Below are 20,961 nucleotides of genomic sequence, written 5' to 3'. Positions count from 1 at the left end.
AGGTCGTCTGTGCCAGGCATTACAGTCGCCGTATGACCAAGTGGGAATACGCGACCGTGCCCCTTCTCGTGCACGCGACGAAGCAGATTCTGGACACCTGGGGCGAGGACGGCTGGGAGCTGGTCCAGGTCGTCCCGGGCCCCAACAACCCCGAGCAGCTGGTGGCCTACCTGAAGCGGGAGAAGCAGGCATGAGTGGCGCGGTAAGCGGCGCGGTGGAGGCGAAGCTCACCGAGCTCGGCCTGACCCTGCCGGACGTCGTCCCGCCGCTCGCCTCGTACCAGCCGGCCGTCCAGTCCGGTGTGTACGTGTACACCGCCGGCCAGCTCCCCATGGTGGAGGGCAAGCTTCCGGCGGTCGGCAAGGTCGGCGCCGAGGTGACCCCCGAGGACGCCAAGGACCTCGCCCGCATCTGCGCCCTGAACGCACTCGCGGCCGTGAAGTCGGTCGCCGGTGACCTGGACCGCATCAAGCGCGTGGTGAAGGTCGTCGGCTTCGTCGCCTCCGCCGCGGACTTCACGGGCCAGCCCGCCGTCCTCAACGGTGCCAGCGAACTCCTCGGTGAGGTCCTCGGCGACAAGGGCGTGCACGCGCGCAGCGCGGTGGGTGTGGCGGTGCTTCCGCTCGACGCCCCCGTGGAGGTCGAGATCCAGGTGGAGCTGGTCGACGAGGGCTGAGGGGATGATCGCGGGGATTTGGTTGCCTCTCGAACATCAACCCGTCAGGGGATAGCCTCCGCCCATGGCTAATGGGCAGTGGTATCCGCCGGAGTGGCCGGACCGTATCCGCGCGCTCGCGGAGGGCGCCTTGACGCCCGTGACCCCGCGTCGCGCGGCCACGGTCATGCTGCTGCGGGACACCGCGGACGGACCCGCCGTACACATGCTGCGCAGACGCGCCTCCATGGCTTTCGCCGGAGGCGCGTACGCGTATCCGGGCGGCGGCGTCGACCCGCGCGACGACGACCGCCTGGTCGGCTGGGCGGGCCCGGACCGCAAGGAGTGGGCCGGGCGCCTGGGCGTCACGGAGGCCGAGGCGCAGGCCATCGTGTGCGCCGCGGTCCGTGAGACCTACGAGGAGGCGGGCGTCCTGCTCGCGGGCCCCGACGCCGGCTCGGTCGTCTCCGACACCACGGGCGACGACTGGGAGGCCGACCGCGAGGCCCTCGTCGGGCGTGAGCTGTCGTTCGCCGAGTTCCTGGACCGGCGCGGCCTGGTCCTGCGCAGCGACCTGCTCGGCGCCTGGACCCGGTGGATCACCCCCGAGTTCGAACCCCGGCGTTACGACACCTGGTTCTTCGTCGCCGCGCTCCCGGCCGGCCAGCGCACCCGTAACGCCTCCACGGAAGCGGACCGGACGGTCTGGATCCGCCCCGAGGACGCGACCGCTGCGTACGACCGCGGTGAGCTGCTCATGATGCCGCCGACCATCGCGACCCTGCGCCAGCTCGCCCCCAGCGCGACGGCCGCCGCCGCCCTGGCCGCGGCGGCCGACCGTGACCTGACTCCGGTCCTGGCCCAAGCGCGCCTGGAGGACGGCGAGTTGGTGCTCACCTGGCCGGGGCACGACGAGTTCACCAAGCACATCCCGGTCGACGAGACCGGCACTGCCACCGCCACCGCCACCGAGACCGACGCCGGGCCGGACGCCGGGACCGACGCAGTCACTGCCACCGCCACCGCCACCGAGACCGACGCCGGGCCGGACGCCGGGACCGACGCAGTCGCTGCCACCGAGACCGACGCCGACACCGATGCCACCGCCGGGGGAAGCTCCACATGACCGAAGCCGCAGCCCTGCCGGGACAGCCGCGGGGCGGGGTGCTCTCCGGCCTCGCCACCGACCGCGCGGTCAACGTCCTGGCTCCGAACGCCTCCGCGATGACCCTGGACGGCACCAACACCTGGATCGTCGCCGAGCCCGACTCGGAGCTCGCGGTGGTGATCGACCCGGGCCCTCTGGACGACGGCCATCTGCGGACGGTCCTCGACACCGCAGAGCGGGCCGGCAAACGCGTCGCGCTGACCCTCCTCACCCACGGCCACCCCGACCACGCGGAGGGCGCGGCCCGTTTCGCCGAGCTGACCCGTACCAAGGTGCGCGCCCTCGACCCGGCGCTCCGCCTCGGCGACGAGGGGCTGGCGCCGGGCGATGTGATCACCACCGGCGGCCTCGAGCTGCGCGTCGTGCCCACCCCCGGGCACACCGACGACTCCCTCTGCTTCCATCTCCCCGCCGACCGGGCGGTGTTGACCGGTGACACGGTCCTCGGCCGCGGTACGACGGTCGTCGCGCATCCCGACGGCCGCCTCGGCGACTACCTCGACTCGCTGCGTCGGCTGCGCTCCCTGACCGTGGACGACGGCGTCCATACGGTCCTTCCCGGTCACGGCCCCGTGCTCGAGGACGCCCAGGGCGTCGTCGAGTTCTACCTCGCCCACCGCGCCCACCGTCTCGCCCAGGTCGAGACGGCCGTGGAGGACGGCTACAAGACGGCGCCCGAGGTCGTGGCGCATGTGTACGCCGACGTGGACCGCTCCTTGTGGCCCGCGGCCGAACTGTCCGTACGGGCGCAGCTGGAGTACCTGCGTGAACATGGCCTGATCTAGCCCGGGAGCACGCGCTGGGAAGACGCAAGGAGGACGCCGACGGGCCCCGCCAAGCGTGTGGCGGGGCCCGTCGGCGTACGAAACCGGGGTGCTGCTGTGCTGCTGCGGCAGCCGTGGCCGGCTGCCGGTCGCAGCGGCTAGCGCGAGCGCTTCGCGAGGCGCTCCACATCGAGGAGGATCACGGCGCGGGCCTCCAGGCGCAGCCAGCCGCGGCCCGCGAAGTCCGCGAGCGCCTTGTTGACCGTCTCGCGGGAGGCGCCGACCAGCTGGGCCAGCTCTTCCTGCGTGAGGTCGTGCACGACGTGGATGCCCTCCTCGGACTGCACGCCGAAGCGGCGCGACAGGTCGAGGAGCGCACGGGCCACACGGCCCGGCACGTCGGAGAAGACCAGATCGGACATCTGGTCGTTGGTCTTGCGCAGCCGCCGGGCGACGGCGCGCAGCAGCGCGGACGCGACCTCGGGGCGGGCGTTCAGCCAGGGCTGCAGATCGCCGTGGCCCAGGCCGAGGAGCTTGACCTCGGTGAGCGCGCTGGCGGTGGCGGTACGCGGGCCGGGGTCGAAGAGCGACAGCTCGCCGATCAGCTCCCCGGGGCCCAGGACAGCGAGCATGTTCTCGCGGCCGTCGGGTGAGGTGCGGTGCAGCTTCACCTTGCCCTCGGTGACCACGTACAGGCGGTCACCTGGGTCGCCCTCGTGAAACAGCGCTTCGCTGCGTGCGAGGGTCACCTCACTCATGGAGGCGCGCAGCTCCGCCGCCTGCTCGTCATCGAGCGCCGCGAAGAGCGGGGCGCGCCGCAGAACGTCGTCCACGAGTTCTCTCCTTGTCGACCTGCTCATCGGGGACCGTGGTCCCCATGATGCCGGACGGTCCAAACAGTGTGATCAGTCACAAGGATGCCGTACTGGTGTCGTATGCCGTGCGACTGGGGGCCCAATCGGGGGCTGTTCACCTGGGCCCGGGGCGGATGTCGGTGGGTGGCTTTACGCTGGCCGAGTGTCCAATACGCCGGTGAGAGCACAGGCCAAGGGGGCTGGGACGGTGGCGGAGCGCAGTTATTCCGCTGTGGGCGAACAGGTCACAAGAAGCGCAAAGAAAGCCGCAAAAGGGACAAAAGGGGAGGGTGGGGATCCGGTGGAGCAGGCACCAGTAAACCGGAAGCCGGCACCGGAGACACAGGCCTCGGCGAAGAAGGCCTCGGCCACGGCGAAGAAGGCCTCGGCCACGGCGAAGAAGGCCTCGGCCACGGCCGCGAAGGCGTCCCCGGTGAAGAAGGCTTCAGCGAAGAAAGCGGCGGCCCCGAAGGTGACCTCGGCGAAGAAGACGGCGACCACGAAGGCGACCCCGGCGAAGAAGGCGACGGCCGCGAGCGAGGCGACGAAGGCGGCCGCCACCGCCAAGACGGCCAAGGCCGCCAAGACGGCCCCGGCGAAGACCGCGAAGTCGGCGAAGTCCACAGGCACCGCCAAGCCCGCAGGCACCGCCAAGTCCCCGAGCGGTCCGAAGCCCGCGAAGCCACTGAAGCCCACCAAGATCTCTCAGCCCGAATCCCGCGTCTCCCTGGTCCGCCGCGCTCGCCGTATCAACCGCGAGCTCGCCGACGTGTATCCGTACGCCCATCCCGAGCTGGACTTCGAGAATCCCTTCCAGCTCCTGGTGGCCACGGTCCTCTCCGCGCAGACCACCGACCTGCGGGTGAACCAGACGACACCGCGCCTGTTCGCCGCGTATCCGACCCCCGAGGACCTGGCCGCGGCCAACCCCGAGGAGGTCGAGGAGCTGATCCGCCCGACCGGCTTCTTCCGCGCGAAGACCAAGTCGATCATGGGCCTGGCCAAGGCCCTGCGGGACGAGCACGGCGGTGAAGTGCCGGGCCGCCTCGCCGACCTGGTGAAACTCCCCGGTGTCGGCCGCAAGACGGCGAATGTCGTCCTCGGCAATGCCTTCGGCGTCCCCGGCATCACGGTCGACACCCACTTCGGCCGCCTCGTACGCCGCTGGAAGTGGACCGACTCCGAGGACCCGGAGAAGATCGAGGCGCTGGTCTGTGACATCTTCCCGAAGAGCGACTGGACGATGCTGTCGCACCGGATCATCTTCCACGGCCGTCGCATCTGCCATGCCCGCAAGCCGGCCTGCGGCGCCTGCCCGATCGCCCCGCTGTGCCCGTCGTACGGCGAGGGCGAGACGGACCCGGATAAGGCCGAAAAGCTCCTCAAGTACGAGAAGGGCGGCCTCCCGGGCCAGCGCCTGAAGCCCCCGCCGGACTACCCGGGCCGGCCCGCGCCCCCGCTGGACGCCGGATGACATGGCGCCGACAGGGGTAGGCCGGGGCCGGAACGATCGGGGCGCCCGCAGGCGTTGTGCAGTAACGGACGGACGGGGGTGCCCATGAGGCATACAAGAACGAGCGGGGCGATCAGGACGAGCGGCACAGGCGGAACGAACAGGAGCGGCACCGGAACCGGCACGGAGGCGGGAACCGGCACCGGCACGAGCACCGGCACCGGCACCGGCACGAGCACGACCAAGGGCACGGGTACCGACGAGGCGTACGCCACGTACCCCGCGTACGACCGCGACGTGACCGTCACCGCCGAAGGCCTGCCCGACTGGCTGGACCCGGTGGCCCGCGCCGCCGCCGCAGTCCGGCCGAACCAGCTCAGCCGCTTCCTGCCGCCCGAGAGCGGCGAGGGCCGCCAGTCCGCCGTGCTGATCCTCTTCGGTGAAGGCACCGCCGAGACGGGCCCCGAGCTGCTCCTCATGGAGCGCTCCAGCGCCCTGCGCTCGCACGCGGGCCAGCCCTCCTTCCCCGGCGGCGCCCTCGACCCCGAGGACGGCGACCCGCACACCACGGGCCCGCTGCGCGCCGCCCTGCGCGAGGCCGAGGAAGAGACCGGCCTCGACCCGGCCGGGGTGCAGATCTTCGGCGTCCTGCCGAAGCTGTACATCCCGGTGAGCCGCTTCGTCGTCACCCCCGTGCTCGCCTGGTGGCGCGAGCCGAGCCCGGTCGGCGTCGTCGACCCGGGAGAGACGGCCCGGGTCTTCACGGTTCCCGTGGCACATCTCACGGATCCGGCCAATCGCGTCACCTCGGTCCACCCCCGCGGCCACAAGGGCCCCGCATTCCTCGTCGGATCGGCTCTGGTCTGGGGTTTTACGGCCGGACTCATCGACCGGATCCTGCATTTCGCGGGCTGGGAGAGACCCTGGGACCGCTCGAAGCAGGTCCCCCTCGACTGGCACGCATGACAGGCTTGGCCACCGTGCCGTGCGTACGCAGTACGACGCCGCCGCCCCGCACAGGACGGCGCCGCGGCGCGTACGCGGGACGACGGCGATCCGCGATGCGAGGCGAGGACTGGTCGATGTGAGGCGAGGGCTGATTCGGTGAACGTGCTGGACATACTGCTGCTCGTCGCTGCCGTGTGGTTCGCCATCGTCGGCTACCGCCAGGGCTTCGTCGTCGGCATCCTGTCGGTGATCGGCTTCATCGGCGGCGGTCTGATCGCGGTCTATGCGCTGCCCGTCATCTGGGGCGCCCTCACCGACGGCCAGGAGGCGAGCACCACGGCGGTGGTCGTGGCCGTCGTCATCGTGATCGTCTGCGCCTCCGTGGGCCAGGCCTTCACGACCCATCTGGGCAACAAGCTCCGCCGGTACATCACCTGGTCCCCGGCCCGCGCCCTGGACGCCACCGGCGGCGCCCTGGTCAACGTCCTGGCGATGCTCCTCGTCGCCTGGCTGATCGGCTCCCTCGTCGCGCAGACGACGATGCCGACGGTCGGCAAGGAGGTCCGCAACTCCAAGGTGCTGAACGGCATCGCGAGCGCCCTGCCGGTCCAGGCCGACACCTGGTTCAGGGGCTTCACCTCCGCCCTCGCGCAGAACGGCTTCCCGCAGGTCTTCAGCCCGTTCTCCAACGAGCCCATCACCGAGGTCAGGGCCCCCGACCCCAAGCTGCAGAACAGCCCGGTCGCGGCCCGCGCCAAGCAGTCCATCGTCAAGGTCATGGGCACGGCGACCAGTTGCAACAAAGTCCTTGAGGGCACCGGCTTCGTCTTCTCCGACCGCCGCGTGATGACCAACGCCCATGTGGTGGGCGGCGTCGACGAGCCCACCGTCCAGATAGGCGGCGAGGGCCGCAGATACGACGCGAAGGTGGTGCTCTACGACTGGGAGCGCGACATCGCCGTACTCGACGTACCGAATCTGAACGCCAGGCCGCTGCAGTTCACCGACAAGGACGCGGTCAGCAGTGACAGCGCGATCGTCGCGGGCTTCCCGGAGAACGGCGCGTACGACGTCCGCTCGGCCCGCGTCCGCGGCCGCATCAACGCCAACGGCCCGGACATCTACCACCGCGGCACCGTGCAGCGCGATGTGTACTCGCTCTACGCGACCGTGCGCCAGGGCAACTCCGGCGGCCCGCTGCTCACCCCGGACGGCAAGGTGTACGGCGTGGTGTTCGCCAAGTCGCTCGACGACCCGCAGACCGGTTACGCGCTGACCGCGGACGAGGTGCGGGACGACATCAGGCTCGGCCGCACGTCGAACCAGCAGGTCGACACGGAAGGCTGCGCGCTCTGACGCACACGCTCTGACTCGCGTGGTCTCGCACTCGTGGTCTCACGCTCGTGCTCTGACGCGCGCGTTCTGAGTCGTGTGAGATCGCGTGAATCCGCGTGAGTCGCGTGCTCTGCCTCGCGGAAGGCTTCGCGCTGTCATCCCGGTCGCGGTGCCAGAGGCGAACTCCGGTCGCGGTGCCAGAGGCGAACTCCGGTCGCGGCGCGAGTGGTGACTCCGGCCGTGGGGCGGTGAGCAACTCCGGCCGTGGCGCGCTCAGTCGCGGGTGTGCCGCAGCCGCGCCGAGACCCAGCGGGCCCTCCGGCGGAGGATGCGGGGAATGCCGATCGCCGCGGAGGAGTGCTCATGCCCCTGATCCGGGGGGCCGCCCCTCTGATGCGGGTTCAGCGCTGCGGCCGAGCGGCGATTGCGTGCTGCGTCACTGTAGTCGTGCGTCCAGCCCATACCCGGACGTGTGCCCGTGCCTCATGGTCGATAACCGCCCCCACGGTCCCCAATCGGCCTATGCGTCAGGCAATTGGCCGTTCGAAGGACGACTGTTCCCTTCCGGATTGCGGAGCCCCCACAAGCCCGCCCCGGCCGGCCCCCTCAAGCCCGCCCCGGCCGGCCTCCCCGCCCGCACTCACCGATCCGGTTCAGGATCCTTCAGCCAGTTCACCAGCTCCGTGGAGAACGCCACCGGGTCCTCCTCATGCGGAAAGTGGCCGAGACCGTCGAACAGCCGCCAGCGGTAAGGCGCTTCGACGTACTCGCCGGAGCCCGCCGCGCTCCTGGTGCGCATCACGGGGTCGAGGGAGCCGTGCAGATGCAGCGTGGGCACCCGCACGGGACGCTTCATCCGCCGGTTGAACTGGATGCCGTCGGGCCGCGCCATCGACCGCACCATCCACCGGTACGGCTCGATCGAGCAGTGCGCCGTCGACGGGATGCACATCGCGCGCTGATACGTCGCCACCGCCTCGTCGTCCGGAAGCCGCGGCCCCGACCAGTCCCGGATCAGCCGCCCCACCAACGCACCGTCGTCCGCGACCAGTTGACGCTCCGGCAGCCAGGGCCGCTGAAAGCCCCAGATGTAGGAGCCGGCCGCGGTCTGCTTGCGGTCGGAGAGCATCGCCGAGCGCCAGCGCCGTGGATGCGGCATCGAGGAGACGACGAGCCGGCGCACCAGCTTGGGCCGCATCACGGCCGCCGTCCACGCCAGATACCCGCCCAGGTCGTGCCCGACGAGCGCGGCGTCGTGCTCGCCCAACGACCGCACCACGCCGGTGATGTCGAGCGCGAGGTTCGCCGGATCGTAGCCGCGCGGTGTCCGGTCGCTGCCGCCCACGCCCCGCAGATCCATCGCCACCGCGCGGAAGCCCGCGTCGGCGAGGGCCGTCAGCTGGTGCCGCCAGGTCCACCAGAACTGCGGGAAGCCGTGCAGAAGCAGCACCAGCGGCCCGTCACCCGCCTCCGCGATATGGAAGCGTGCACCGTTCGCGGCCACGTCCCGGTGGGTCACCTCTCTCCCACCGGGGATGTCGAGGCGTACGACTGAAGTGGGCGGCCCGGAAGGAGCGGCCGGTGTGGCGGGATCCGTCATGAAGACGAGCGTGCCACAGGCGCCGTCTCGGCCACCCTCTCGGCCAGTTCGGCCCGCGCCGAAGCGGTGACCGCACGCGGGTGCGGCTTGACGTTCTGCAGTACGGCCGCCGTCTCCTTGGCCGAGGCGACCGTCTTCTGCGCGCCCTTGCCCTTCTTGGCCTTCTTGGCGAAGACGACGCCGATAAGCCCGAGCAGCCCCGCCACGAGCACATTGGCGGCGAAGGAGAGCAGGAAGCAGACGGACAGATGCCAGCCGCTCCAGGCGTGGATGCCGTACGCGAGCGCGAAGCTCAGCATGGGCAGCGAGAAGATCAGCACGGCGGCGGCCGCGATGAACGCGCCGCTGCCGATCCCGGCACGCTTGACGTCCTGTCGCAGCTGGGCTTTGGCCAGCGCGATCTCGTCGTGCACCAGCGCGGACATCTCGGTGGTCGCCGAGGCGACCAGCTGCCCGAGGCTGCGGTCGGCGCCATCGGCTGCGCTCATCGCGGTCTCCCTCTTCTCTTCTGGACGTGGCTCTCAGTACCGGGGCGCGCCCTCTGTACGCGGCGGCCTGTGTCAGATCATGCCGGACTGTCGTCCTTGCCGCTTCCCCCGGTGGGCAGTTCGGCGAGACGGCGGTGCTCGGCGGCCTTCTTCTCGAGGATCTCGGCCATCCGGAGGTGGTACGCCGGGTTGTCCTGCTCGTAGATGTCGGGGATGCCGTCGAGGTCTTCGTCGCGCTCCTCGTCCTCGACCATCTTGCGGTACTTGGCGTTGCGCAGCTTGAGCAGGAAGCCCGCGAGGACGGCGGCGATCAGGGAGCCGATGAGCACGGCCGCCTTGACCTCGTCGATCATCGCCTCGTCGCCCGCGAAGGCCAGCTCGCCGATGAGCAGGGAGACGGTGAAGCCGATACCGGCGAGGGAGGCGACCGCGAAGACATCGGGCCAGGCCAGATCGTCGCTGAGCTCGGCCCGGGTGAAGCGGGCGGCGAGCCAGGTGCCGGCGAAGATACCGATGGTCTTGCCGACGACCAGACCGAGCACCACACCGAGCGTCTGGGGCTGGGTGAAGACATCCGCGAGCGCGCCGCCGGTGACGCCGACACCGGCGGAGAACAGGGCGAACAGCGGGACCGCGAGGCCGGCGGAGACCGGCCGCACCAGGTGCTCGATGTGCTCGCCGGGGGAGTGCTCCTCGTCGTCCCGCTTGGTGCAGCGCAGCATCAGGCCCATGGCCACGCCCGCGATGGTCGCGTGGATGCCGGAGTTGTACATCAGGCCCCAGATGACCAGGGCGAGCGGGATGTAGATGTACCAGCCGCGGACACCCTTGCGGAGCAGCAGCCAGAAGACCGCGAGGCCGACGACGGCGCCGCCGAGCGCGGCGAAGTTGAGGTCGTTGGTGAAGAAGATCGCGATGATCATGATCGCGAAGAGGTCGTCGACCACCGCGAGGGTCAGCAGGAACGCCCGCAGCGCGGAGGGAAGCGAGGTGCCGAGCACCGCGAGCACGGCGAGCGCGAAGGCGATGTCGGTGGCGGTCGGCACGGCCCAGCCGCTCTGTGAGCCATTGCCGGCGAGGTTCGTGAGGACGTACACGAGCGCGGGCACGGCCATACCGCAGATCGCGGCGACCACCGGCAGGATCGCGGCCTTGGGGTCGCGCAGATCGCCCGCGACCAGCTCGCGCTTGAGCTCGATACCGGCGACGAAGAAGAAGATCGCGAGGAGTCCGTCGGCCGCCCAGTGCTGGATATTCAGCTTCAGGCCGAGTGACTCGGGGCCTATGTAGAACTTGCGGACTGTCTCGTAGCTGTCGCTGAGCGGGGTGTTCGCCCAGATCAGGGCGGCCACGGCGGCGACGAGCAGCAGCACGCCGCCCACGGTCTCGGCGCGCAGCGCATCCGCGACGAAGTTCCGCTCGGGCAACGAGAGGCGGCCGAAGACCTTGCGGTTGTTGGTGGGCGCAGGCGCGGGCACAGGCGATGACCTCCCGGTCGTGTTCGGCGTATGAAGGGTCGTTGGACCCCGTTGCCGACCAGACTTCCCGGCGCACCTGATTTGCGAGTTCTTGTCTTGTCGCGATGTTGACGCGGCAACCACTGTACCGGTCGCCCGTCCGGGTGCATCGGGTGATCTTCACTTTACGAGCAAAAAGGGCACCCGGCGCGTTGCCGGGTGCCCTCTGGGCTACGTACCCATGCGCAGGCCCTGAGCTGGGCTGCGTACCTATGCGTACCTACGCGCAGGCCCTGAGCTGCCTGTGCGGGCGGAGGCCTCGGGTGATCAGTCCTCGGAGCCCGCCGACGGCAGCTTCGTCTGGATCAGGTCCATGACGGACGAGTCGGTGAGCGTGGTGACGTCACCGAGCTCGCGGTTCTCCGCCACGTCCCGCAGCAGCCGCCGCATGATCTTGCCGGAGCGGGTCTTGGGCAGCTCGGCGACCGGCAGGACCCGCTTGGGCTTGGCGATCGGGCCGAGGGTGGCGCCCACGTGGTTACGGAGGTCGGCGACGAGCCCCTCGGCCTCCGCGTCGGCGGTGCCGCGCAGGATCACAAAGGCCACGATGGCCTGCCCGGTGGTCTCGTCGGCGGCGCCGACCACGGCGGCCTCGGCGACCGAAGGGTGCGAGACGAGCGCGGACTCGACCTCGGTGGTGGAGATGTTGTGCCCGGACACGAGCATCACGTCGTCCACCCGGCCGAGCAGCCAGATGTCGCCGTCCTCGTCCTTCTTGGCGCCGTCACCGGCGAAGTACTGCCCCTCGAAGCGCGACCAGTAGGTGTCGATGAACCGCTGGTCGTCGCCCCAGATGGTGCGCAGCATCGACGGCCACGGCTCGGTGAGCACCAGATAGCCACCGCCGCCGTTCGGGACCTCGTGCGCCTCGTCGTCGACGACGGTCGCCGAGATTCCCGGCAGCGGCCGCTGGGCGGAGCCGGGCTTGGTCTCGGTCACTCCGGGCAGGGGCGAGATCATCATGGCGCCGGTCTCGGTCTGCCACCAGGTGTCCACGATGGGGCAGTTGTCGCCGCCGATGTTCTTCCGGTACCAGATCCAGGCCTCGGGGTTGATCGGCTCACCGACCGAACCGAGGACCCGCAGCGAGGACAGGTCGAACTTGGCGGGGATCTCGTCGCCCCACTTCATGAACGTACGGATCGCGGTCGGCGCCGTGTAGAGGATCGTGACGCCGTACTTCTGCACGATCTCCCAGAAGCGGCCCTGGTGCGGGGTGTCGGGGGTGCCCTCGTACATGACCTGTGTCGCGCCGTTGGCCAGCGGGCCGTAGACGATGTACGAGTGGCCGGTGACCCAGCCGACGTCGGCCGTGCACCAGTAGACGTCGGTCTCCGGCTTGAGGTCGAAGACGGCGTGGTGTGTGTACGCGGCCTGGGTGAGGTAGCCGCCGGACGTGTGCAGGATGCCCTTCGGCTTACCCGTGGTGCCCGAGGTGTACAGGATGAACAGCGGGTGTTCGGCGTCGAAGGCCTCGGGGGTGTGCTCGGCGCTCTGCCGCTCGGTGATCTCGTGCCACCACACGTCGCGGCCCTCGGTCCAGGCGACGTCCTGGCCCGTGCGGCGCACCACGAGGACATGCCGCACGTTGTCCACGCGCTCGACCGCGTCGTCCACGGCGGGCTTGAGGGCGGCGGGCTTGCCGCGCCGGTAACCGCCGTCGGAGGTGATCACGACCTTGGCGTCGGCGTCCTCGATGCGCTTGGCGAGCGCGTCCGCCGAGAAGCCGCCGAAGACCACGGAGTGCGCGGCGCCGATCCGGGCGCAGGCGAGCATCGCGACCGCGGTCTCGGGGATCATCGGCATATAGACGGCGACCCGGTCGCCCTTTTGAACTCCCAGCTCCAGAAGGGCGTTCGCGGCCTTGGAGACCTCGTCCTTGAGCTCGGCGTAGGTGATGGCGCGGCTGTCGCCCGGCTCACCCTCGAAGTGGATGGCGACCCGGTCGCCGTGGCCCGCCTCGACATGGCGGTCCACGCAGTTGTACGCCACGTTGAGCTTGCCGTCGGCGAACCACTTGGCGAAGGGCGGGTTCGACCAGTCGAGCGTCTCGGCCGGTTCGGTGGCCCAGCTCAGTCGCCGTGCCTGCTCGGCCCAGAAGCCCAGCCGGTCAGCCTTGGCCTGTTCATACGCCTCCGCGGTGACGTTGGCGTTCGCGGCCAGGTCGGCCGGCGGCGCGAAGCGACGCTCCTCCTTCAAGAGGTTGGCCAGGCTTTCGTTGCTCACGACATCTCCCTCTACGGTGCTTTGCCGGGGCGACCGTTGTGTCCCAGGCCACAGCTCATCAGAAGGACCCTGCCGGTGACAAGGGCCTGCCGAGAATTGGTTTAGACCTGTGTGTACGTGTGGCCCCGCGGTGACGGGGCCACACGTACACACGGACGGGAGTTGCCTTGCGCTGGACGGGCCACGACGCACCCGCAGATGCCCTGCCGGACTTCCCGCGGAGCGCTCAGACGGGGGTGCGCGTCAGCCGGCTCGCCGAACCGTTCGCCGAAGCGGCCGGAGCCACCCGGTCGAAGAGCCGCTCGGCGTCGGCGAGCAGATAGGCCTGGGCCTCCCCGACATGGAAGTACATCCCGTGCAGGGCGAGCCGGCCCTCGGCGATCCCGCGCCGCACCGAATCGTGCGCCCGAAGATGCTCCAGCTGCTGCACCACATTGGTCAGACAGAGCTGCTCCACCGCGTCGGCGGGGGCCCTGCCCGAGATCCGCGCCCATGCGTGCTGCTCGTCGGCCATCCGCTCCAGGCTCGGCCGGCCGTGCCGCAGCCAGCGCCGCAACGGCGTCTGACCGCCCTCGGGCGGCGAGTTGAGCAGCGCCTGCATCGCCCCGCACCCGGAGTGACCGCAGACAGTGATCGACTCCACCTGCAGCACCTCCACGGCGTACTCGATCGCCGCCGCCACGGAGTCGTCCCCGCTCTCGGCCCCCGGCAGCGGAACGAGATTGCCCACATTGCGTACGACGAACAGGTCACCGGGCCCGCTCGACGTGATCATCGAGGTGACGAGGCGGGAGTCCGCGCAGGTCAGGAAGAGCTGCGAGGGCCGCTGCCCCTCCCGCGCGAGCCGCGCCAGCTCACCGCGTACATGAGGTGCGGTGTTGCGCTGGAACGAGCTGATGCCATCCGCGAGTTGGCGCCCGCTGCGGGCCACCGGGGTGGACTCGTGGCAGGTGTGGTTGCGCCATGGCGTCCAGGGACGGCAGCAGGAGTGCGAGGCCGACGCGTGCTCGGCGATCCGGCCGCCGGACCGCCCGGTCAGCGTGACCGAGCCGCCGTGTGTGGTGTGTGCGTCCTGCCAGTTCTGCAGGGTCTCGTAGGCGGCGTGGTCCATGAAGGAGCCGTCCAGCTCCACGACGCAGTCCGCCTTGTGGGGGACGAGGTGCAGGGACCGGGTGAGCCGGGGCACGGCCAGGAACGTCAACTGCCCCCGTACGTGCACACGGTGGACCCCGTCGTGCACGTCGTGTGTGATCCGGGTGCGGGCGAGGCGGTGCAGGGCGACGCTCACGGCGACGGCGATACCGAGGGCCACCCCCTCCAGGACGCCGAGCAGGACGACACCGAGCGTGGTCACCGAGTAGACGAGCACTTCCCGGTGGCGGGTCACGGTGCGGATGTGGTTGATGCTGACCATCTGGATGCCGACGGCCATGACGAGTGCGGCGAGCGCGGCGAGCGGGATCAGCTCCAGGACGGACGCCAGGGCGAGGGAGGCCACTACTACCCAAACGCCGTGCAGCATCGTGGAGTTCCGGCTGATCGCGCCGGCTCGGACATTGGCCGTGCTGCGCACCGCGACTCCGGCGACCGGCAGTCCGCCGAGCACCCCGGAGGCGATATTGGCCGCGCCCTGACCAAGCAGCTCCCGGTCGAGATCGGCGCGCTGCGGCGGCGCCGAGAGACCGGACCGCCCCGCCGTCAGCTTGTCCACGGCGACGGCGCCGAGCAGTGACTGCACGCTGCACACCAGCGTGGTGGTCAGAACGGCGGCGACCAGGGCGAGCACGGGCCCGTCCGGCAGCCCGGCCAGCGCATGGCTCTGCCAGGACGGCAGATCGACCTTGGGCAGGCTCAGCCCGGCCAGCGCGGCGACGGCCGTGGCCCCGGCGACCGCGACGAGCGGTGCGGGCACCTTGCGGGCGATACGGCCGGCCCGGCCCGGCATCCGGGGCCACAGCAGCAGGAGCGCGATCGTCAGCGCGCTCGTCGCCAGCGCCGCCGGATGCAGATCCGCCAACTGGGCGGGCAGCTCCCGGACGTTGTCGACCACGGAGCTGTGCGGGTTGCCGCCGAGCACGATGTGCAGTTGCGCCACGGCGATGGTGACGCCGATGCCGGCCAGCATGCCGTGCACGATCGCCGGGCTGACGGCGAGCGCGGACCGCGCCACGCGCAGGAATCCCAGGCCGAGTTGGGCGAGCCCGGCGATCACGGTGATGGCACAGGTGGTGCGCCAGCCGAACTTCTGGATCAGGTCGGCGGTGACCACGGTGAGCCCGGCCGCGGGCCCGCTCACCTGCAGTGGCGCACCGCCGATGCGCCCGGCCACGAGTCCGCCGACGGCGGCGGCGACAAGCCCGGCCTGGAGCGGTGCTCCGGTGGCGAGCGCGATGCCGAGGGACAGCGGCAGCGCGATCAGAAAGACGGCGATCGATGCGGACAGATCAGCGCCGGTGATCTTGAAGCGGCGCCTGGGGCCGTGCGGCGGGCCGTGCGGACGGCGCTCGTCGGCCGGTTCAGAAGAGTCGTCGGTGCGGGTGGGGACGCAGGCAGACATGGTTCCCGTCTCCTCCGGGGCTACGCGGTCGCTTGGGGTCCCCCGGGCGTGCCGGGGGAGTGGGGACGCGGCCGTGGGTCACGGCGTACAGCGGCGGGATTAATCAACTCTCGGTAAACGAATCGTAATGGAGAGTAAAGGTTAGGGCGGGAGAAAGAGTGCAAATGGGGCAATCTTTCACCCCGGCGAGTGAATAAGCCTTTCGTCCGGCTTGTCGGACCAGCTGCCGCTGCGAGGCGTGCGATTTTGGCGACGCCGTAGGTATTTACACCGAATTGCTGCCTTCTGGGCGTTACCTAATGTCACGCCCGAAAACACCGCTGCCGCGTACGTCGACGCCGAAGAGATCCACGCCGACATCGCCGACATCCACGCCGAAAGATCCCGACCCGAAGGAAGAGGTGGGCGGATGATGGCCGCCACCAAGAAGCTCGCCGCGGGCATCACCGTCGCGGCGGCCTGCGCCGTAGCACTCGCCGGCTGTGGAAGCGGCGAACCCGGCTCCACGGAAGGCGCCCACGGCGCGAAGAAGGCGCAGCCCGCGCCCGCCCCCAAGAGCGCGGTCCGGCTCATCGGCGACGGATCCACCGCCTACACCGGGGCGCAGCCGCATCTGCCGAAGCCGGAGCGCCTGAAGCCGGGGCAGAAGCCCCCGCAGTTCGTGGTGTTCTCCTGGGACGGGGCCGGCGAGGACAGCCAGAAGCTCTTCTCGCACTTCCGCAAGGTGGCCAAGGCCAACAACGCCACCATGACGTACTTCCTCAGCGGCGTGTACATGCTGCCCGAGGACAAGAAGCACCTCTACAACCCGCCGCAGCACTCCGCAGGCCGTTCCGACATCGGTTTCAATGACGCCAAGGGCATCAAGGACACCGTGACGCAGCTGCGCGGCGCCTGGCTCGAGGGCAACGAGATCGGCACCCACTTCAACGGCCACTTCTGCGGCAAGGGCGGCGGCGTCGGCGAGTGGTCCGTGGCCGAGTGGAAGAGCGAGATCGACCAGGCCAAGTCCTTTGTGAAGCGCTGGAAGAGCAACACCGGCGCCAAGCAGGCCGATGCGCTTCCCTTCGACTACGACAAGGAACTCATCGGGGCGCGCACTCCCTGCCTCGAGGGCCAGAAGAACTTCATGCGCGCGGCCCGGGAGCTGGGCTTCCGCTATGACACCAGCGGCGTGAACAACCAGCTGTGGCCCAAGAAGAAGGAGGGCCTCTGGGATCTGTCGATGCAGCTGGTCCCGGTGCCCGGACGGGCCTTCGAGACGCTGACCATGGACTACAACTTCATGGTCAACCAGTCGGGCAACACCTCGAAGGGCGACCCCTCGAAGCACAAGTACTGGGGCGACCAGATGCGCGACGGCCTGCTCCAGGGCTTCCAGCGCGCCTACGACGGCAACCGCGCGCCGCTGATCATCGGCAACCACTTCGAGTCCTGGAACGGCGGCACCTATATGCGTGCCATCGAGGAGACCATCGAGCGCGTCTGCACCAAGCGCGAGGTGCGCTGCGTCTCCTTCCGTCAGCTCGCCGACTGGCTGGACGCCCAGGACCCGAAGGTCCTGGAGAAGATGCGCACGCTTCCGGTGGGCAAGGCTCCGAAGGAGGGCTGGCCGGCTTTCCTCTCCGGCCAGCCCGCGCCGGCGCCCAAGGGAGTCCCGGGCGCCCCGGCGGTCAAGCCGGCTGAGGAGCGCAAGGGGCAGCACTGACGCCGGCCGCCCCGGCGCTCTCCCGCAGTACGAAGACGGGGTCGACCTGGTCCGCCAGGTCGGCGCCCGTCTTTGCGTTGCCCCAACTCGCCGCGTTCTTCAGGTGGAAGTGCACCATCTGCCGGGTGTAGCGCTCCCAGTCCCGACGGTCGTACGAGGCGTCGGCGGTGCTCCACATCGTCCGCAGCGCCTCGCGGTTGGCGGACTCGAGCAGCTCGAACCGCGGCGGGCGGCCCTTCTCCATGGCCCGCACCCAGTCGGAGTGCCCGACGGTCACCAGCAGGTCATCGCCCACCTCTTCGCGCAGGAAGTCGATGTCCTCCTGGCCCTGCACCTTGTTGCCGACGACCTTCAGAGATACGCCGAAGTCCCGTGCGTACTCCTTGTACTGGCGGTAGACGGAGACGCCCTTGCGGGTCGGCTCGGCGACCAGGAACGTCATGTCGAAGCGGGTGAACATGCCGGAGGCGAAGGAGTCGGACCCCGCCGTCATGTCGACGACGACGAACTCCTCGCGGCCGTCCACGAGATGGTTGAGGCAGAGCTCCACGGCGCCGACCTTGGAGTGGTAGCAGGCGACGCCGAGGTCGGATTCGGTGAAGGGGCCGGTAGCCATCAAACGGATGGCGGAGCCGTCGAGTTCCACCTCCCGGGCGCACGCGTCGTACACCGGGTTGTCCTCGCGCACGCGCAGCAGACGTGAACCCGCGCCCGGAGGCGTGGTCTTGATCATTGTCTCGGCGGAGGCGATCCGCGGATTGGTCCCGCGCAGATAGTCCTTGATCAGCGGCAGCCGTGCCCCCATGGCGGGCAGCGCCGCGGCCTCCTCCTCGTCGAGTCCGAGGGCGGCGCCCAAGTGCTGGTTGATGTCTGCGTCGACGGCGACGACCGGAGAGCCGGTGGTGGCGAGGTGTCGGATGAAGAGCGAGGACAGCGTGGTCTTGCCGCTGCCGCCCTTCCCCACGAAAGCGATCTTCATGTTCACCAAGAGTAGTGCGGTGATCGCTGTGCGCGGTTGCCGCGCGTGAAGAAGACCACTCCTTCGTGGGGGCGGCCTCTCGTGTGCGTAGGCTGCTTACTTATGAGTACGACAGCCGATCCGCTCGCTGTGCTCGGCTCGCTGCCGGGTGTCGCCGAGTCCGTGGAGTCCGTGCGCAAGAGCGTCGACCGGGTCTACGGACACCGGATCATGCGACGCCGCAGCAACGAGATCACCTCCGAGGCCGCGCTGCGCGGAGCGCGCGGTTCCGCGGCCGTCTCCGGTGCCGACTGGGCGCTCGAAGAGGTGCGCAGGCGCAGTGACTTCGGCGGTGACGACGAGGCCCGCATGGTGGGCGCCGCGCTGCGGCTCACGGCGGAGGCCGGTCAGCTGCTCTCCATCTGGCGCCAGTCGCCCCTGCGCGTCCTGGCGCGTCTGCACCTGGTGGCCGCCGGGGTCCAGGAGGACACGGTGGGCCGGCCCCGGCTCCCGGGCGAACCCGTCGACGAGCCCTTGGTCGAACTTCCCCTTCCGGACGCGGACGAGGTCGCCGGCCGCCTCGAAGGTCTCTCCCAGATGGTCATCGCGGGCAGTTCGGCACCGGCTCTGGTGACCGCCGCCGTCGTGCACGGGGAGCTGCTCGCGCTGCGTCCGTTCGGTTCGTACAACGGGCTCGTCGCGCGCGCGGCCGAGCGGATCGTCCTGGTCGGCAGCGGCCTCGACCCCAAGTCGATCTGTCCTGCCGAGGCCGGCCACGGCGAGCTGGGGCGCGCCGCCTATCTGGCCGCGCTCGACGGCTATGCCTCCGGTACGCCGGAGGGGATGGCGGCGTGGATCGCGCACTGCGGCAAGGCGGTCGAGCTGGGGGCGCGTGAGTCGACGGCAGTCTGCGAGGCGCTCCAGCGCGGAGCGGCGTAGCGCTTACGGCTGACGCTCGGGCGCCACTACGCGCGCGTGGTGGTGGGTGCCTCACATGGTGCGGGTGTCTGGAGAAAGTCCCTGAACAGGGTTGCGGCGGTACCAGTTCTGGTACCGCCGCTGGCATGTCCGCCCAGTTACCATGCGTCCTCGAAATATGTGCCCATCAGGTCGGGGAACTTTGCCCGTTGCCTGGTGCGGCTGGCCCGTAATCGACGGGTCGACGTCGCGTGGGTGCTTGACGGCCATGCTCGGTCCGTGGGGCCTTGGTTGCGTTAAAGGTGATCCTCTCGGATGTCCTTGGTCTCGCGGGCCGTTGACTCCTTTGTACTCCTGTCCTGGGGGAAGCGAAACCCCTGGCCGGAGTTCTTTACTTTTAGGTTCAAATTCGGGCGAAACGGCCATTCGCTGATGCCCTTGGTGCGCCCGGGATCCGAGGGGCCTGCGACCGGGATTCAAGAGGTTGGCGAGCGGCGCCGGTTCGCGTACCAGACGATTCCCGCGGTGGCCGCGGCAGCACCCACCGCCGCGGCCGCGACCAGGGCGGGCTTGGGCGGCACGGACAGCGAGGGCACCCGCTGCTTCAGGCGTACCGGGCGGTGGAAGTCGAGAATCGGCCAGTCGCGGGCGAGGGCCTCACGGCGGAGCGCGCGGTCCGGGTTGACCGCGTAAGGGTGGCCGACCGTCTCCAGCATGGGCAGGTCGGTGGCCGAGTCGCTGTACGCGTAGCACCGCTCGAGGTCGTACCCCTCGGACTTGGCGAGCTCGCGGATCGCCTCCGCTTTGGTCGGGCCGTACGCGTAGTACTCCACCTCACCCGTGAAGCAGCCGTCGTCGCCGACGACCATGCGGGTCGCCACCACCCGGTCCGCGCCCAGAAGTTCACCGATCGGCTCGACGACCTCGGCGCCCGAGGTGGACACGATCACGACGTCCCGGCCCGCGGTGTGATGCTCCTCGATGAGGGACGCGGCCTCGTCATAGATGATCGGGTCGATCAGATCGTGCAGCGTCTCCGCGACGATCTCCTTGACCTGCTGGACGTTCCACCCGCGGCAGAGCGCGGACAGGTATTCACGCATGCGCTCCATCTGGTCGTGATCGGCGCCGCCGGCGAGAAAGACGAACTGCGCATAGGCGGTACGCAGCACCGCCCTGCGGTTGATCAGTCCACCTTGGTAGAACGACTTGCTGAACGTGAGCGTGCTCGACTTCGCAATGACCGTCTTGTCCAGGTCAAAGAAGGCGGCTGTGCGGGGCAAGGAGTGGTTTTCCACGAGCCCGAGCATAGGGGCCCACCATTCGGCGTAAGCTGGGGCGCGTGGGTTTGCCTGAGAAGGCTCTCGGGTACACCATGGAAGTCACGGATCGTTCGCGACCGTGCTAACCCGGTCCGACTCCTCCCCCCCCGAGTCGGCCGTGGGGACGACCCCCGCTCTCCCCCCCGGCGGGGGTCGTCGCATGTCCGGACCCGTTTGGGTCCTTCTTTTTTGATCCTTTGAGCCCGTGCGGCGCCAAGTCGGCGTCTTTCTGCGCTGACCAAGATTCGTAACTGTGTGTAGCGGTTGCGCTGCTCTGTGGAAGAGATCCGGCGTCACTGGTTTGGGTGAGGGGGATATTCACAACCGCTGAGTTGTCCACAGTTTTTGACCAAGATCCACACGATTTTCAGCCGCCGCTCATCGTGATTCCAGCCGCGAAGTCGAGACGCGTTCAGGCACTCGATCGCAGGAGCGGAATCACATCGTTCGCATCGTTCACAAGCGGGCGTTCACAAGCGAGAGGGGGCGG

Annotated in this window: 18 protein-coding genes; 9 read left to right on the top strand and 9 right to left on the bottom strand. The window is 69.7% G+C overall.

Annotation, left to right across the window (positions count from 1 at the left end):
• The first annotated feature begins 32 nt into the window (after nt 1–32).
• From ACFQVC_RS29890 to ACFQVC_RS29875, 4 genes are all read left to right on the top strand, one after another.
• Nucleotides 33–194 (top strand): DUF4177 domain-containing protein, encoded by a 162-nt coding sequence (locus ACFQVC_RS29890; RefSeq protein ID WP_003975360.1) that lies wholly within the window; start codon nt 33–35, stop codon nt 192–194.
• Nucleotides 191–676 (top strand): RidA family protein, encoded by a 486-nt coding sequence (locus ACFQVC_RS29885; protein ID WP_381836371.1) that lies wholly within the window; start codon nt 191–193, stop codon nt 674–676. The genes ACFQVC_RS29890 and ACFQVC_RS29885 overlap by 4 nt, the downstream gene beginning before the upstream one ends.
• Nucleotides 677–740: 64 nt before the next feature.
• Complete coding sequence (locus ACFQVC_RS29880; RefSeq protein ID WP_381836369.1) at nt 741–1,781, top strand: NUDIX hydrolase; 1,041 nt, start codon at nt 741–743, stop codon at nt 1,779–1,781.
• Entirely contained in the window at nt 1,778–2,608 is an 831-nt protein-coding gene (locus tag ACFQVC_RS29875; RefSeq protein ID WP_381836367.1) for an MBL fold metallo-hydrolase, read from the top strand. Before ACFQVC_RS29880 ends, ACFQVC_RS29875 begins: the two co-directional genes overlap by 4 nt.
• Before the next feature lie 137 nt (nt 2,609–2,745).
• Here the strand turns inward: ACFQVC_RS29875 and ACFQVC_RS29870 are convergent, their stop codons facing one another.
• A complete protein-coding gene (locus tag ACFQVC_RS29870) occupies nt 2,746–3,420 on the bottom strand; it encodes a Crp/Fnr family transcriptional regulator (RefSeq protein ID WP_282516665.1) in 675 nt (224 codons plus the stop codon).
• Nucleotides 3,421–3,874: 454 nt separating this feature from the next.
• Here ACFQVC_RS29870 and nth point away from each other — a divergent pair, with 454 nt between their 5' ends.
• The 3 genes from nth (at nt 3,875) to ACFQVC_RS29855 (ending at nt 7,198) form a co-directional block, all read left to right on the top strand.
• Nucleotides 3,875–4,915 (top strand): endonuclease III, encoded by a 1,041-nt coding sequence (gene nth, locus ACFQVC_RS29865; protein ID WP_381836460.1) that lies wholly within the window; start codon nt 3,875–3,877, stop codon nt 4,913–4,915.
• Between the two features lie 84 nt (nt 4,916–4,999).
• Nucleotides 5,000–5,860, top strand: a complete 861-nt coding sequence (locus tag ACFQVC_RS29860; protein ID WP_381836365.1) for an NUDIX hydrolase — start codon at nt 5,000–5,002, stop codon at nt 5,858–5,860.
• A 138-nt stretch (nt 5,861–5,998) separates the two neighbouring features.
• A complete protein-coding gene (locus tag ACFQVC_RS29855) occupies nt 5,999–7,198 on the top strand; it encodes a MarP family serine protease (RefSeq protein WP_381836363.1) in 1,200 nt (399 codons plus the stop codon).
• Nucleotides 7,199–7,450: 252 nt separating this feature from the next.
• On the opposite strand, the gene ACFQVC_RS29850 is transcribed toward ACFQVC_RS29855, so the two are convergent.
• The 6 genes from ACFQVC_RS29850 to ACFQVC_RS29825 form a co-directional block, all read right to left on the bottom strand.
• Nucleotides 7,451–7,639 carry a hypothetical protein gene (locus tag ACFQVC_RS29850; protein WP_381836361.1) on the bottom strand — a complete coding sequence of 63 codons (189 nt, stop codon included), beginning with the start codon at nt 7,637–7,639 and terminating at the stop codon, nt 7,451–7,453.
• A gap of 178 nt (nt 7,640–7,817) precedes the next feature.
• On the bottom strand, nt 7,818–8,777 hold the full coding sequence (locus ACFQVC_RS29845; RefSeq protein WP_381836359.1) for an alpha/beta fold hydrolase: 960 nt from the start codon (nt 8,775–8,777) through the stop codon (nt 7,818–7,820).
• Complete coding sequence (locus tag ACFQVC_RS29840; protein WP_381836357.1) at nt 8,774–9,265, bottom strand: phage holin family protein; 492 nt, start codon at nt 9,263–9,265, stop codon at nt 8,774–8,776. Before ACFQVC_RS29840 ends, ACFQVC_RS29845 begins: the two co-directional genes overlap by 4 nt.
• A 77-nt stretch (nt 9,266–9,342) precedes the next feature.
• A complete protein-coding gene (gene nhaA, locus ACFQVC_RS29835) occupies nt 9,343–10,743 on the bottom strand; it encodes a Na+/H+ antiporter NhaA (RefSeq protein ID WP_381836355.1) in 1,401 nt (466 codons plus the stop codon).
• 306 nt (nt 10,744–11,049) lie between these two features.
• Nucleotides 11,050–13,008, bottom strand: a complete 1,959-nt coding sequence (gene acs, locus ACFQVC_RS29830; RefSeq protein ID WP_381836353.1) for an acetate--CoA ligase — start codon at nt 13,006–13,008, stop codon at nt 11,050–11,052.
• A gap of 226 nt (nt 13,009–13,234) precedes the next feature.
• Nucleotides 13,235–15,565 (bottom strand): bifunctional SulP family inorganic anion transporter/carbonic anhydrase, encoded by a 2,331-nt coding sequence (locus ACFQVC_RS29825; protein WP_381836351.1) that lies wholly within the window; start codon nt 15,563–15,565, stop codon nt 13,235–13,237.
• Nucleotides 15,566–15,977: 412 nt separating this feature from the next.
• Between ACFQVC_RS29825 and ACFQVC_RS29820 the strand changes: the two genes are divergently transcribed.
• Entirely contained in the window at nt 15,978–17,273 is a 1,296-nt protein-coding gene (locus ACFQVC_RS29820) for a polysaccharide deacetylase family protein (protein WP_381836458.1), read from the top strand.
• Here the strand turns inward: ACFQVC_RS29820 and ACFQVC_RS29815 are convergent.
• Nucleotides 17,239–18,252, bottom strand: coding sequence for an ATP-binding protein (locus ACFQVC_RS29815; protein WP_381836349.1), 1,014 nt, complete (start codon nt 18,250–18,252; stop codon nt 17,239–17,241). The genes ACFQVC_RS29820 and ACFQVC_RS29815 overlap by 35 nt on opposite strands.
• 102 nt (nt 18,253–18,354) lie before the next feature.
• Between ACFQVC_RS29815 and ACFQVC_RS29810 the strand changes: the two genes are divergently transcribed.
• Nucleotides 18,355–19,170 carry a Fic family protein gene (locus ACFQVC_RS29810; RefSeq protein WP_381836347.1) on the top strand — a complete coding sequence of 272 codons (816 nt, stop codon included), beginning with the start codon at nt 18,355–18,357 and terminating at the stop codon, nt 19,168–19,170.
• A gap of 455 nt (nt 19,171–19,625) precedes the next feature.
• On the opposite strand, the gene ACFQVC_RS29805 is transcribed toward ACFQVC_RS29810, so the two are convergent.
• Nucleotides 19,626–20,459, bottom strand: a complete 834-nt coding sequence (locus ACFQVC_RS29805; protein ID WP_381836345.1) for an HAD family hydrolase — start codon at nt 20,457–20,459, stop codon at nt 19,626–19,628.
• Between the last annotated feature and the right edge of the window lie 502 nt (nt 20,460–20,961).

This window comes from Streptomyces monticola (assembly GCF_042665355.1).
Lineage (GTDB): Bacteria > Actinomycetota > Actinomycetes > Streptomycetales > Streptomycetaceae > Streptomyces > Streptomyces monticola.
The sequence above is the reverse complement of the archived record's forward strand: the minus strand, read 5'-3'. Positions and strand labels throughout refer to the sequence as shown.

Excerpts from the sequence above, each read along its gene's own strand:
- ACFQVC_RS29890 (WP_003975360.1), top strand. The coding sequence starts at position 33 with ATGACCAAGTGGGAATACGCGACCGTGCCCCTTCTCGTGCACGCGACG.
- ACFQVC_RS29885 (WP_381836371.1), top strand. The coding sequence starts at position 191 with ATGAGTGGCGCGGTAAGCGGCGCGGTGGAGGCGAAGCTCACCGAGCTC.
- ACFQVC_RS29880 (WP_381836369.1), top strand. The coding sequence starts at position 741 with ATGGCTAATGGGCAGTGGTATCCGCCGGAGTGGCCGGACCGTATCCGC.
- ACFQVC_RS29875 (WP_381836367.1), top strand. The coding sequence starts at position 1,778 with ATGACCGAAGCCGCAGCCCTGCCGGGACAGCCGCGGGGCGGGGTGCTC.
- ACFQVC_RS29860 (WP_381836365.1), top strand. The coding sequence starts at position 5,000 with ATGAGGCATACAAGAACGAGCGGGGCGATCAGGACGAGCGGCACAGGC.
- ACFQVC_RS29850 (WP_381836361.1), bottom strand. The coding sequence starts at position 7,639 with ATGGGCTGGACGCACGACTACAGTGACGCAGCACGCAATCGCCGCTCG.
- ACFQVC_RS29845 (WP_381836359.1), bottom strand. The coding sequence starts at position 8,777 with ATGACGGATCCCGCCACACCGGCCGCTCCTTCCGGGCCGCCCACTTCA.
- ACFQVC_RS29840 (WP_381836357.1), bottom strand. The coding sequence starts at position 9,265 with ATGAGCGCAGCCGATGGCGCCGACCGCAGCCTCGGGCAGCTGGTCGCC.
- ACFQVC_RS29825 (WP_381836351.1), bottom strand. The coding sequence starts at position 15,565 with ATGTCTGCCTGCGTCCCCACCCGCACCGACGACTCTTCTGAACCGGCC.
- ACFQVC_RS29820 (WP_381836458.1), top strand. The coding sequence starts at position 15,978 with ATGGCCGCCACCAAGAAGCTCGCCGCGGGCATCACCGTCGCGGCGGCC.
- ACFQVC_RS29815 (WP_381836349.1), bottom strand. The coding sequence starts at position 18,252 with ATGAAGATCGCTTTCGTGGGGAAGGGCGGCAGCGGCAAGACCACGCTG.
- ACFQVC_RS29810 (WP_381836347.1), top strand. The coding sequence starts at position 18,355 with ATGAGTACGACAGCCGATCCGCTCGCTGTGCTCGGCTCGCTGCCGGGT.
- ACFQVC_RS29805 (WP_381836345.1), bottom strand. The coding sequence starts at position 20,459 with ATGCTCGGGCTCGTGGAAAACCACTCCTTGCCCCGCACAGCCGCCTTC.